The organism is Streptomyces sp. BK208, from assembly GCF_004364245.1.
Taxonomy (GTDB): Bacteria; Actinomycetota; Actinomycetes; order Streptomycetales; family Streptomycetaceae; genus Streptomyces.
Map to the genome: position 1 here is coordinate 801,909 of NZ_SOAV01000001.1, position 13,539 is coordinate 815,447.

Below are 13,539 nucleotides of genomic sequence, written 5' to 3' on the forward strand. Positions count from 1 at the left end.
CGGTTCACACGGTGGGCCGTTCGAGCCTTGAACACACTACCTTCCCCCGAACGGCCCTCCACGGTGTCCCCGCGCGTGTCAGGTTGCTCACACGCACCCTGTTCACCGAGCGGTCGTCAGCTGCGCCAGGTGTCGTTGAGCGTGGTCTTCGCGGTGTTCACCGTCGCGGTGCGGTTGACGCCGCTTTCCCAGGTCACGTTGCCCGCCGCGTCCTTGCGGAGGTACTTGTACGCGAAGGACGTACCCGCGGGGAGGTCCACGTCCCGCTTCCACACCGGGTAGGCGGCCGGGTCGAGTTTCAGGGCGCTGCCCGGGTTCCAGTTGCCGAGCTCCGGCCGGTTGCCGGTCACGTAGATGTCCTGGCCCCAGGTGGTGGTGGCGTTGACCGCGAAGGACACGTTGGAGGCGACCGGGTCCGGGTCGGCGGGGCCGTTCGTGCCGTCGCAGGTACGGGCGCCCACGTGCAGGGCCACGGCCGTGCCCGCTCCCAGGGTCGCTGTGAACCGGCCTGCCCCGTCGACCGTCACACCTTTGCCCGTCTGGACATCGCAGTATTCACCTGCGGGCAGCGACGTCTGGAACGTGCGGGTCAACGAGGTGCCCTCGTGGTTGATGGCGACGTACGCCTTCGGGCCGCGTCCGAAGGCGATCTGGTCACCGCCGTTGTCCCACCAGTCGGTGACGGCCTGGCCGCGGGCGGTGTTGCGGAAGCCGACCATGGAGGAGATCTCGCGCCAGGCGTGCTGGCACTTCCAGCCGTCGTTGTAACACGCGTTCACCTGGCCGCCGTTCGGCGGGCCGGCGTCGTGGTCGGTGAACTCGTAGCCGGAGTGGACGTCGGGGCTGCCGTAGGGCCAGGCCAGCATGAACACGTGCGCCAGGGTGTAGGCGGCCCCGTCCTTGTAGGTGAGGGTCTCGCCGTTGCGCTCGGTGTCGTGGTTGGTGACGAAGACGGCCGACCCGCCGGAGGACATGTAGCCCCAGGATTCGCCGAAGTTCTTCAGGGACGCGAGGTTCTCACTGTTGAACATCCGCTTGAGGTCCCGTGCGTAGCGGAACTCCTGCACGTCGCCGCTGCCGAGGTACTCGGTCGGGGAGACGGCCTCGCCCGCGCCGTAGATCGCCTCGTGCTTCCAGTACACGTCCGGCTTGGTGAGCCGGGACTTGATGGCGGCCAGGTCGCCGGCGGCCATGTGTTTGGACGCGTCGATCCGGAAGCCGTCGACGCCGAGGGACAGCAGGTCGTTCAGGTATCCGGCGATCTTTCCCCGTACGTGGTCCTCGCCGGTGTCCAGGTCCGCGAGGCCGACCAGCTCGCACTCCTGGACGTTGCGGCGGTCGCCGTAGTTGCTGATCTGCGAGGTGCAGTTGTCGAGGTCGCTCGACGAGTACAGGCCGGGGTAGTCGTACTTGGTGTACGACGATCCGCCGGTGCCCGTGCCGCTGCCGGCCGACATGTGGTTGATGACCGAGTCGGCGATGACCTTCACCCCTGCCGCGTGGCAGGTGTCGACCATGCTCCCGAACTGGGCGCGGTCGCCGAGGCGGCCCGCGATCCGGTAGCTGACCGGCTGGTACGAGGTCCACCACTGGCCGCCCTGGATGTGCTCCTGGGGCGGTGAGACCTGGACGAAGCCGTAGCCGGCCGGGCCGAGGGTGTCGGTACAGGCCTTGGCGACGGAGCTGAACTTCCACTCGAACATCACCGCGGTGACGTCCTTGTCTCCGGGCGGGGTCGCCCGGGCCGGTGCCGCGGTGGCGACGAGGCTGCCGGCCAGACCGGCGGTGAGTGCGAGCGCGGTGGCGGTGACTCTTCGTGCCGCGCTGGTGTTCCCGTGCATGGAGTCTCCCGTGTGAGGGTGCGGGTGTCCCGGGGGTGCCGACGGATGCCTGGGGAGGAGTCGGCACATGCTTGCAATGTGTTGCAGCAATATTTCTGCAACCGCTTGCGCTGGTGACCGTAGATGCGGTGTTCAACCACGGTCAACCCTCTGTGCACGGTGGAAAGTTGAAGCGCGACCCCTTTACGGCTCCCCCGCACACGGGTAACTTCCGGCTGCCGTAAGGACTTTCTGCAATTTTCCGTTCCTCCTTTCAGCCGCTGGTCGTCCTTCCCTTCACCTGCCGGTCGTTCTCCCTCCCACCCGCTGGGCGTTCGCCGGCCGTGCCCGCCGCTCCGCCTCCCTGGAGACACGCATGAGACGCATGAGACACCTCCGCAAGCGGCTGCGACGGCCGTTGGCCGCGGCCGTCGCGACCGCCGCCATCCTCACGGTGCCGACCACCGCGCCGGACACCCCCACCGCGACGGCGGCGGCCGCGGCCGGCAACACGGCGACCGTCTTCTACTACACGGGGACGAAGGGCTGGGACCGGTACCACCTGCACTACGCCCCCGACGGCGGCTCCTGGACCGAGGTCCCCGGAGCGGCGATGGAGAGCGCGTGCACCGACTGGGTGAAGAAGACGGTCACCCTCGGGAGCGCGGCGGGCCTGCGGGCCACCTTCAACGACGGTGCGGGGACCTGGGACAACAACGGGGGCGAGAACTACGCCCTGGGGACCGGCGAGATCACGGTCAAGGACGGCGTGGTCGCGCACTCCGACCCCTGCGGCGCGGGCACGGACCCCGGCGGCCCCGCGCCGGGTGACGGCCACCGGACCACCGTCTACTACTCCACCCGGTCCCTCGGCTGGACCACCGTCAACATCCACTACCGGCCCGCGGGCGGCTCCTGGACCGCCGTTCCGGGAGTCGGCATGCGGGCGGCCTGCGCCGGCTGGTGGCGGACGGACCTCGACCTGGGCGCGGCCACCTCGTCGCAGGCCGCGTTCAACAACGGCAACGGCGTGTGGGACAACAACCGGGGCGCGGACTACGCCCTGCCCGCCGGCGTCACCACCGTCGCCGACAACACGGTCACCGCGAACGCCGAGAACCCCTGCGCCGAGGAGGTGCCCGACACACGGGCACCGACCGTTCCCGCCGGGGTGAGCGCGAAGGCCGACGGCGTGTCCGTCCTGCTCACCTGGGAGCCGTCCACCGACGCCACCGGGGTCGCCGGGTACCAGGTGACGCGCACCGGAGGCACCAGGGGCGGGGTCGTGAGCGACGTCGGCTCCACCGTCTTCCCGGACACGGGCTTGGAGGAGAACACGACCTACACCTACACCGTCAGGGCCGTGGACGCGGCGGGCAACGTCTCCGCGGCCTCGGCCGCCGCGATCGCCACCACCGGCACGACGCCTGCGTCGCCCACCGCGGGCAAGCCCCTGGCCACCGATCCCCGCAAGGACCCGATCTACTTCGTCCTCACCGCCCGTTTCGACGACGGCGACGCCTCCAACAACCGCGGGGGCGGCCAGCACGGGAAGTCCGGCAACGCGGCGAACGACGACCCCATGTTCCGGGGCGACTTCAGGGGGCTGGTCGACAAGCTCGACTACATCAAGGGACTCGGCTTCTCCGCCGTGTGGATCACACCCGTGGTCCTCAACCGATCGGACTACGACTACCACGGCTACCATGGCTACGACTTCTACCGGGTCGACCCGCGGCTCGAGTCCGCCGGCGCCTCCTACCAGGATCTCATCGACGCGGCCCACGCCAAGGGCATGAAGATCTACCAGGACGTCGTCTACAACCACTCCTCCCGCTGGGGAGCCAAGGGTCTGTTCACGCCGACCGTCTACGGGGTGCGCGACTCCCAGTGGAGCTGGTACTACGACGAGAGGCAGGCCGGCTTCGAGTACGACGGCCTGACCGTCGAGCCCAAGAGCGGCAAGTCGTACTACAACGGCGACCTGTGGTCCACGGCCGAGCCCAGTGGCAACACCTGCGTCGACTGGGGCAGACCCACCGGCGCCAGGAGTCCCGAGGGCTACACGATCTACAACTGCCAGTGGCCAGGACCGACGTCCGGCATGTTCCCCAAGGCGCTGTACCACAACTGCTGGATCGGCAACTGGGAGGGCGAGGACTCGCGTTCGTGCTGGCTGCACGAGGACCTCGCCGACTTCGACACCGAGAACCCGCAGGTGCAGAACTACCTCGTCGGCGCCTACGACAAGTACATCGACATGGGCGTCGACGGCTTCCGCGTCGACACGGCCGTGCACATCCCGCGTACCACCTGGAACCGCCGTTTCCTGCCCGCGATCCAGGAGCGCGTCGCCCGGCAGCACGGCACCGAGGCCGCGCGGAACTTCTTCGTCTTCGGCGAGGTGGCCGCCTTCGTCAACGACAAGTGGAACCGCGGCTCGGTCAACCACTCGGCGCAGTTCTACACGTGGAAGGAGCGCAAGGAGTACAGCGCCGACGACGAGAAGGCCGCGCTGGAGATGTACGAGTACGAGCAGCAGCAGGGCACCGGGAACCAGCCCACCTCCACCAACGCCTTCCTGGAGGGCAACAGCTACCACACCCCTGACCACAGCCGCTTCTCCGGCATGAACGTCATCGACATGCGCATGCACATGAACTTCGGTGACGCGAGCAACGCGTTCCACAACGGCAAGGACTCCGACGACAGCTACAACGACGCCACCTACAACGTCGTGTACGTCGACAGTCACGACTACGGCCCCAACAAGAGCAGCGAACGCTACGCGGGCGGCACCGACGCCTGGGCCGAGAACATGTCCCTGATGTGGACCTTCCGCGGCATCCCGACGCTGTACTACGGATCGGAGATCGAGTTCCAGAAGGGCAAGAAGATCGACTGCGGCCCCACCTGTCCCCTCGCGACGACGGGCCGCGCCTACTACGGCGGTCACCTGGCCGGCGACGTCACGGCCTCCGACTTCTCCACGGTGGACTCGGCCACCGGTGCCGTCGCCACGACGCTGGCACAACCCCTGGTCAAGCACGTGCAGCGGCTGAACCGGATCCGCCGGGCCGTACCCGCCCTGCAGATGGGCCAGTACTCCACGGACGGCATCACCGGTGACATGGCCTTCAAGCGGCGCTACACCGGGGGCGGCACGGACAGCTTCGCCCTCGTCACCGTCTCCGGCGGCGCCACGTACAGCGGCATCCCCAACGGCACGTACCGGGACGCGGTCACCGGAGACACCAGGACCGTCACGGACGGCCGGCTCACCGTCGCCGCGCCGGGCAAGGGCAACCTGCGGGTGTACGTCCTGTGCGGTACCGGAAAGATCGGGACGGACGGTCCCTACCTGAAGCCCTGAGGCAGGCCGCCGGAACCCCGGGGACCGCACCCCGGGGTTCCGGGACCGGAGCAAGCCGCTTGCGGTGTTTGCGTTAGCCTTTCGTCTGTGACGCGACGACTTGCTCAGGTGGCGAAGAAGGTTGGGGTCAGCGAGGCCACGGTCAGCCGGGTGCTCAACGGGAAGCCGGGGGTGTCCGAGTCGACCCGGCAGTCCGTGCTGAGCGCGCTGGACGTGCTGGGCTACGAGCGTCCCACCCAGCTGCGGGGCGAGCGGGCCCGCCTGGTCGGGCTGGTGCTGCCGGAGCTGCAGAACCCCATCTTCCCGGCGTTCGCCGAGGTCATCGGCGGTGCGCTGGCGCAGCAGGGACTGACTCCGGTGCTGTGCACCCAGACCAAGGGCGGCGTCTCCGAGGCCGACTACGTCGAGCTGCTCCTCCAGCAGCAGGTCTCCGGGGTCGTCTTCGCGGGCGGGCTGTTCGCGCAGGCCGACGCCCCGCACGACCACTACCGGCTGCTGGCCGAGCGGAACATCCCCGTGGTGCTCATCAACGCGTCGATCGAGAACCTCGACTTCCCGTGCATCGCGTGCGACGACGCCGTGGCCGTCGAGCAGTCCTGGCGGCATCTGGCGTCCCTGGGGCACGAGCGCATCGGCCTGGTCCTGGGCCCCTCCGACCACATCCCCTCTCGCCGGAAGCTGGCCGCCGCCAGGGACGCGGCCCGCGCCGCACACACGGAACTGCCCGAGGAGTACGTCGAGCGGGCCATGTTCTCCCTGGAAGGCGGCCAGGCAGCCGCCTCGCGTCTTCTCGACCGCGGCGTCACCGGCATCATCTGCGCCAGCGACCCCCTCGCCCTCGGCGCCGTCCGCGCCGCCCGCCGACGCGGCCTGCACGTCCCCCACGACGTCTCCGTCGTCGGCTACGACGACTCCGCCTTCATGACCTGCACCGAACCACCCCTCACCACCGTCCGCCAGCCCATCGAGTCCATGGGACGCGCCGCCGTCGACCTCCTCTGCGCCCAGATCCAGGGCACCGAAGTCCCGCACGGCGAGCTGCTCTTCGAACCCGAACTCGTCGTCCGCGGCTCCACGGCACAGGTTTCCGCCCGGTAACGGGATCTCGCCCCACCTCTGCCCGCAAGTTGTTTGCGGGAATTGACAGTGGCTTGCGGCTGCCGAACGTAGCGCCTGAAAGTCGCTGATCCGAGGCACAGGCCGGTGTGCGCTCGACTTTCTCCCTCCACGTCCCGCGCCGACGTGCGCCAATTTCCGGCTGCACGTTCTGTAGACGACTCGACACTTCTCTGCAACTCTCTGAGCGCTCAACGTAAATGTCGGAGAACATCGAGTGTCTACCTGATGTGGGGACAGATGAGAAACCGGAACTGGAGATCGCGTGCCCTGTGCTCCGTGGTCGCGGCCAGTCTCCTGGCGCTGGGAGGACCGCTGCTGTCTGCCACGGCAGCCGGTGGTCCCGACATCGCCGTGGGAGACGCCACGGCGGCGAGCAGCTCGCACGGTGAGTACGGCGCCGCCAACGTCACCGACGGCAACCAGGGTTCGTACTGGCAGAGCGCCGGCAGCAGCCTGCCCCAGTGGGTCCAGACCGATCTCGGCGCCACCGAGCGCATCGACGAGGTCGTCCTGCGACTGCCCGCGGGCTGGGAGAGCCGCCGGCAGACCCTCTCCGTCCAGGGGAGCACCGACGGCACGAGCTTCAGCACGCTGAAGACGTCGGCCACCTACGCGTTCGACCCGGGTTCGGGCAACACGGTCACCGTGTCCTTCCCCGCCACCCGAACCCGGTTCGTGCGGGTGGACATCACGGCGAACACCGGCTGGCAGGCGGCTCAGCTCTCCGAGCTGGAGGTGCACGCGGCCGGGGAGTCGTCCACGAACCTCGCCGCCGGCCGGCGTCTGACGGCGAGCGGTTCGACGGGCGCGTACACCCCGGGCAACGCCAACGACGGCAACAAGGGCACCTACTGGGAGAGCACCAACGACGCCCTGCCGCAGTGGCTCCAGGCCGACCTGGGCTCCTCGCGCCGCATCGACCGCGTGGTCCTGCGGCTGCCGGACGGCTGGCCGTCCCGCAGCCAGACCCTGAAGATCCAGGCCAGTGACAACGGCTCGGAGTTCACCGACCTGACCGCCGCCAAGGCGTACACCTTCGACCCGGCGGGCGGCCAGACGGCGACGATCACCTTCGACGCGGCCACCACGCGCTATGTGCGGGTGCTGGTGACGGCCAACACCGGCCGGCCCGCCGCCCAGATCTCCGAGCTGGAGGTCTACGGCCCGCAGACGGGTGACACGCAGGCGCCCACGGCCCCGGCGAACCTCGCGTTCACCGAACCGGCCACCGGACAGATCAGGCTGACCTGGAACGGGTCCTCGGACGACACGGCCGTCACGGGGTACGACGTCTACGCCGACGGCAAGCTGCTGACCTCGGTCGCGGGTGACGTCACGACGTACACGGACACCAGGCCGACCGGTACGACGGTCACCTACTACGTGCGCGCCAGGGACGCGGCCGGCAACCAGTCGGGCAACAGCAACTCCGTGACCCGCCGCGCCGACACCGGCGACACGCAGGCGCCCACCGCGCCCTCGAACCTCACCCTGACCGAGCCGGCCGGCGGACAGGTCAAGCTGACCTGGACCGCGTCGAGCGACGACAAGGGTGTCACCGGGTACGACGTCTACGCCGACAACCAGCTCCGCAAAAGCGTCGCCGGTGACGTCACGACCTTCACCGACACCCAGCCGGCGTCGGCCACCGTGACCTACTTCGTGCGGGCCAGGGACGCGGCGGGCAACGTGTCGGGCAACAGCAACCCGGTGATCCGCAACGGCACCGGCAGCGGGTCGAACCTGGCCGTCGGCAAGCCGATCAGCGCCTCGTCCTTCATCCACACCTACGTCGCCGGGAACGCCAACGACAACAACACGTCGACCTACTGGGAGGGAGCGGCGGGCAGTTACCCGAACACGCTGACCCTCAAGCTGGGCGCGAACGCGGACGTCGACCGCGTCGTGCTGAAGCTCAACCCCGACGCCGGCTGGTCGAAGCGCACCCAGAACATCCAGGTGCTGGGCCGCGCCCAGGACGCCTCGGGCTTCACCTCCCTCGTGGACGCCAAGGACTACGTCTTCGACCCGGCGAGCGGCGGCAACAGCGTCTCCGTACCCGTCGGCAAGCGGGCCGCGGACGTGCAGCTGCGGTTCACCGCCAACACGGGGGCGACGGCCGGACAGGTGGCCGAGTTCGAGGTCATCGGCACCCCGGCACCCAACCCGGACCTGGCGGTGACCGGGCTGACCACGTCTCCCGCCTCCCCCGTCGAGTCGGACGAGATCACGGTGTCCGCGACGGTCGCCAACAGCGGCGCGGCGGACGCCCCGGCCGGCAAAGTGGCCCTCAGGCTCGGTGACACCAGGGTCGCCACCGCCGCCGTCCCCGCTCTGAAGGCGGGCGCGCAGAGCACGGTCAGCGCGTCCGTCGGGACCCGCGACGCCGGTTCGTACACACTGAGCGCCGTCGCCGACGAGGCGAACGAGATCATCGAGCAGAACGAGACCAACAACACCTACACCCGGCCCGACCCGCTGGTGGTCAAGCCGGTGCAGAGCTCCGACCTGGTCGCCGCCGCCGTCACCACCTCGCCGTCCAGTCCGGCCGCCGGTGACGACGTGACCTTCAAGGTCGCCCTCAAGAACCAGGGCACCCGGGACTCCGCGGGCGGCAGCCACGCGGTGAGCGTCGCCCTGCTCGACGCCAAGGGCGCCACCGTCAAGACGCTGACCGGCGCGCACTCCGGTGTCGTCGCCGCGGGCTCGACCGCCCCGGCCGTGAGCCTCGGCACCTGGAAGGCGGCCAACGGCTCGTACTCCCTGAAGGTCACGGTCGCCGACGACGCGAACGAACTGCCGGTCAAGCGGGGGAACAACACGTCCACCCAGCCCCTGTTCGTCGGGCGCGGCGCGAACATGCCGTACGACATGTACGAGGCGGAGGACGGGACGGTCGGCGGCGGCGCCACGGTCGTCGGGCCCAACCGGACGATCGGTGACATCGCGGGCGAGGCGTCCGGCCGCAAGGCCGTCCACCTGGACAGGACCGGCGAGTACGTCGAGTTCACCACCAAGGCGGACACCAACACCCTGGTGACCCGCTTCTCGATCCCGGACGCGCCGGGCGGTGGCGGCACCGACGCCACACTGAACGTGTACGTGGACGGCGTCATGAAGAAGGCGCTGTCGCTGACGTCGAAGTACGCCTGGCTGTACGGTGCCGAGGCCTCACCGGGCAACTCCCCCGGTGCGGGGGCCCCGCGGCACATCTACGACGAGGCGCACCTCCTGCTGGGCGAGACGGTCCCGGCGGGCAGCACGATCCGGCTGCAGAAGGACGCGGCGAACACCTCCGACTACGCGGTCGACTTCGTCAACCTGGAGCAGGTCTCCGCCGTCCCGAACCCCGACCCCTCGGCGTACGCGGTGCCGGCCGGGTTCACGCACCAGGACGTGCAGAACGCGCTCGACAAGGTCCGCATGGACACCTCCGGCAAGCTGGTCGGGGTCTACCTGCCGGCCGGCGACTACCAGACGTCGAGCAAGTTCCAGGTGTACGGCAAGGCGGTGAAGGTCGTCGGCGCCGGTCCCTGGTTCACGAAGTTCCACGCGCCCTCGACGCAGGACAACACCGACGTCGGCTTCCGGGCGGAGGCGAGCGCGAGGGGCTCGACGTTCGCGAACTTCGCCTACTTCGGCAACTACACGAGCCGGATCGACGGGCCGGGCAAGGTGTTCGACTTCTCCAACACCTCGGACATCGTGATCGACAACATCTGGAACGAGCACATGGTGTGCCTGTACTGGGGCGCCAACACGGACCGGATGACGATCAAGAACTCCCGGATCCGCAACATGTTCGCCGACGGCATCAACATGACCAACGGCTCCACCGACAACCTGGTGTCCAACAACGACGCCCGGGCGACCGGTGACGACAGCTTCGCGCTCTTCTCGGCGATCGACGCGGGCGGCGCGGACATGAAGAACAACCTGTACGAGAACCTGACGACGACGCTGACCTGGCGTGCCGCGGGTCTGGCCGTCTACGGCGGCTACAGCAACACCTTCCGGAACATCCACATCGCCGACACCCTCGTCTACTCCGGCATCACCATCAGCTCGCTGGACTTCGGCTACCCGATGAACGGGTTCGGCACCGATCCGACGACCTTCGAGAACGTCTCGATCGTCCGGGCCGGCGGGCACTTCTGGGGCGGGCAGACCTTCCCCGGCATCTGGGTGTTCTCCGCGTCCAAGGTGTTCCAGGGGATCCGGGTCGCCGACGTCGACATCGTCGACCCGACCTACAGCGGCATCATGTTCCAGACGAACTACGTGGGAGGCCAGCCGCAGTTCCCCATCAAGGACACGGTCTTCACCGACGTGTCCGTGACGGGCGCGCGCAAGAGCGGCGACGAGTTCGACGCCAAGTCCGGTTTCGGCGTGTGGGCCAACGAGATGCCCGAAGCGGGGCAGGGGCCCGCGGTCGGTGAGGTCACCTTCAACGGGCTGAAGCTCGGCGACAACGCGGTGGACATCCGCAACACGACGTCCACGTTCAAGATCATCCGCAACCCGTAGACCCGGCCCGCAACGGAGCCGACAGCACCTCATGTCGGACGGGCCACCGACTGGCGCAAGTCTCTTGCGGAGACTTGCGCTAGTCTTGCGTTTGTGACGCGACGACTTGCTCAGGTGGCGAAGAAGGTCGGGGTCAGCGAGGCCACGGTCAGCCGGGTGCTCAACGGAAAGCCGGGGGTGTCCGAGTCGACCCGGCAGTCCGTGCTGAGCGCGCTGGACGTGCTGGGCTACGAGCGTCCCACCCAGCTGCGGGGCGAGCGGGCCCGCCTGGTCGGGCTGGTGCTGCCGGAGCTGCAGAACCCCATCTTCCCGGCGTTCGCCGAGGTCATCGGCGGTGCACTGGCGCAGCAGGGACTGACTCCGGTGCTGTGCACCCAGACCAAGGGCGGCGTCTCCGAGGCCGACTACGTCGAGCTGCTCCTCCAGCAGCAGGTCTCCGGCGTCGTCTTCGCGGGCGGTGGACTGTTCGCGCAGGCCGACGCCCCGCACGACCACTACCGGCTGCTGGCCGAGCGGAACATCCCCGTGGTGCTCGTCAACGCCTCCATAGCCGACCTCGGCTTCCCCTGCATCGCCTGCGACGACGCCGTGGCCGTGGGGCAGTCCTGGCGGCACCTCGCCTCACTGGGGCACGAGCGCATCGGTCTCGTGCTCGGCCCCTCCGACCACATCCCCTCCCGCCGGAAGCTGGCCGCCGCCAGGGACGCGGCCCACGCCGCACACACGGAACTGCCCGACGCCCACGTGGAACGGGCCATGTTCTCCCTGGAAGGCGGCCAGGCAGCCGCCTCGCGTCTTCTCGACCGCGGCGTCACCGGCATCATCTGCGCCAGCGACCCCCTCGCCCTCGGCGCCGTCCGCGCCGCCCGCCGGCGCGGCCTGCACGTCCCCCACGACGTCTCCGTCGTCGGCTACGACGACTCCGCCTTCATGACCTGCACCGAACCACCCCTCACCACCGTCCGCCAGCCCATCGAGTCCATGGGACGCGCCGCCGTCGACCTCCTCTGCGCCCAGATCCAGGGCACCGAAGTCCCGCACGGCGAGCTGCTCTTCGAACCCGAACTCGTCGTCCGCGGCTCCACGGCACAGGTTTCCGCCCGCTAGCGGAACCCGCCTTCTACGGTGGACTGTCAAGCAATTACGAAATCAGCGCGAGATATTGCGTTCACTTGTTCACGGTGGTTGAGTGAGCGGCGCCCCACAACGCATCGGCGGTGGGGCGCCTTCCACGTTCATGCCCGAAGGGGACCACCCATGAGAAGTGCTCGGTTCCGCCGTACTCGCCGTGCCGGCGCCATCACGCTCGTCTCCGCTCTCACCCTGACCGCTCTCGCCGCCTGCGGCACGAGCAGCAGCGACGACGGCGGCGGTTCCGAAGGCGGCAGCGGGTCCTCCGACCCGTCCGCCCCGCTGGACCCGAAGACCAAGGTGACGATCACCATCGACTGCATGCCGCCGAAGGCGAAGGCAGCCGAGTTGAAGGAGTGGCAGGAGGACGTCAAGGCCTTCAACGAGATCTACCCGAACGTCACCATCGAGGGCCGCTCCACCCCGGGCCAGTGTCTGGAGCCGCCGCGCTTCACCGCGATGCTCAAGGCCAAGTCGCAGCCCGACGTCTTCTACACCTACTTCACCGACCTGCCGCAGGTGCTGGACAACGACGGCGCCGAGGACATCACGGCCTACGTCAACGACAGGACCGTCCCGGCGCTGAAGGACATCGACCCGAACGTCCTGGGCTCGCTCAAGGACGAGAACAAGCTGTACGGCCTGCCCACGAGCAACTACACGATGGGCCTGCTGATCAACCGCAAGCTCTTCGAGCAGGCCGGACTCGACCCGGACACCCCTCCCCGCACCTGGGACGAGGTCCGCACCGCCGCCAAGAAGATCGCCGGTCTGGGCGACGGCATCGCCGGCTTCGGCGAGTACAGCGCGGGCAACACCGGCGGCTGGCACTTCACCGCCCAGATGTACAGCCGCGGGGCCGGGGTCGTGGACGAGAGCGGCAAGAAGGCGGCGTTCGACAACGCGACCGGCAAGGAGGTGGCCGAGAACCTCCACGCCATGCGCTGGGAGGACGGCAGCATGGGCAAGACCCAGCTCCTCAAGTGGGGCGACCTGCAGAAGCAGATCGCCACCGACAAGCTCGGCATGTTCCTCGCCGCGCCGGACGACATCACGTACATGGTGCAGCAACTGGGCGCCGACTACGAGAACTTCGGCATGGGCCCGATCCCGGGCGAGAAGAACACCCTGGCCGGCGGCAACAGCTACATGATCAAGAAGGGGATCTCCGCCGACAAGATCAAGGCGGCCGTCGCCTGGCTGAACTTCGAGAACCTCACCGTCGGCAAGGGCCAGTTCGACTGGGCCCGCAAGAAGGCCGACAAGCTGCCCGTCGGCCTCCCGCAGCCCAACTTCTGGCTGAACGACTCGAAGACGAAGGACGACGCGGCCCGGCTGGAGCACGCCACCATGCCGGTGGAGAACTTCAAGGCGTTCGTGGACAACCCGGTCCCGGGCATGGCCGAGCCTCCGAAGGCCCAGGAGGTCTACAAGGTCCTGGACAACGTGATGTCGGGTCTCCTCACCAACGAGGACGCCGACGTCGACAAGCTGCTCTCCACCGCGGAGCGGCAGGTCGACCAGGTTCTGGCCACGCAGTGACCGGCTCCCTCGGGGGGCGGGACGCAC

Annotated in this window: 6 protein-coding genes; 5 read left to right on the forward strand and 1 reads right to left on the reverse strand. The window is 68.8% G+C overall.

The annotated features are described in order from the left end of the window. Positions 1–116: 116 nt before the first annotated feature. Positions 117–1,841, reverse strand: coding sequence for a carbohydrate-binding module family 20 domain-containing protein (locus EV562_RS03605; protein WP_133885149.1), 1,725 nt, complete (start codon positions 1,839–1,841; stop codon positions 117–119). 355 nt (positions 1,842–2,196) lie between these two features. Here EV562_RS03605 and EV562_RS03610 point away from each other — a divergent pair, with 355 nt between their 5' ends. The 5 genes from EV562_RS03610 to EV562_RS03630 all read left to right on the forward strand — a co-directional run bounded on the left by EV562_RS03610 (position 2,197) and on the right by EV562_RS03630 (position 13,512). Next, the gene (locus tag EV562_RS03610) at positions 2,197–5,193 is read left to right on the forward strand and encodes a carbohydrate binding domain-containing protein (protein WP_133885150.1); all 2,997 of its coding nucleotides are present in this window, start codon (positions 2,197–2,199) and stop codon (positions 5,191–5,193) included. 87 nt (positions 5,194–5,280) lie between these two features. Further along, positions 5,281–6,291 carry a LacI family DNA-binding transcriptional regulator gene (locus EV562_RS03615; RefSeq protein WP_133885151.1) on the forward strand — a complete coding sequence of 337 codons (1,011 nt, stop codon included), beginning with the start codon at positions 5,281–5,283 and terminating at the stop codon, positions 6,289–6,291. Between the two features lie 258 nt (positions 6,292–6,549). After that, positions 6,550–10,839: a discoidin domain-containing protein gene (locus tag EV562_RS03620; RefSeq protein WP_166661542.1), complete on the forward strand. Its 4,290-nt coding sequence runs from the start codon at positions 6,550–6,552 to the stop codon at positions 10,837–10,839. Positions 10,840–10,932: 93 nt separating this feature from the next. Beyond that, positions 10,933–11,946, forward strand: coding sequence for a LacI family DNA-binding transcriptional regulator (locus EV562_RS03625; protein WP_133885153.1), 1,014 nt, complete (start codon positions 10,933–10,935; stop codon positions 11,944–11,946). A 150-nt stretch (positions 11,947–12,096) separates the two neighbouring features. Beyond that, the gene (locus EV562_RS03630; protein WP_133885154.1) at positions 12,097–13,512 is read left to right on the forward strand and encodes an extracellular solute-binding protein; all 1,416 of its coding nucleotides are present in this window, start codon (positions 12,097–12,099) and stop codon (positions 13,510–13,512) included. Positions 13,513–13,539 lie beyond the last annotated feature (27 nt).

What these genes read in the sequence shown, in the direction of transcription:
- EV562_RS03610 (WP_133885150.1), top strand. Translation starts at nt 2,197, where the DNA reads ATGAGACGCATGAGACACCTCCGCAAGCGGCTGCGACGGCCGTTGGCC.
- EV562_RS03620 (WP_166661542.1), top strand. Translation starts at nt 6,550, where the DNA reads ATGAGAAACCGGAACTGGAGATCGCGTGCCCTGTGCTCCGTGGTCGCG.
- EV562_RS03630 (WP_133885154.1), top strand. Translation starts at nt 12,097, where the DNA reads ATGAGAAGTGCTCGGTTCCGCCGTACTCGCCGTGCCGGCGCCATCACG.
- EV562_RS03605 (WP_133885149.1), bottom strand. Translation starts at nt 1,841, where the DNA reads ATGCACGGGAACACCAGCGCGGCACGAAGAGTCACCGCCACCGCGCTC.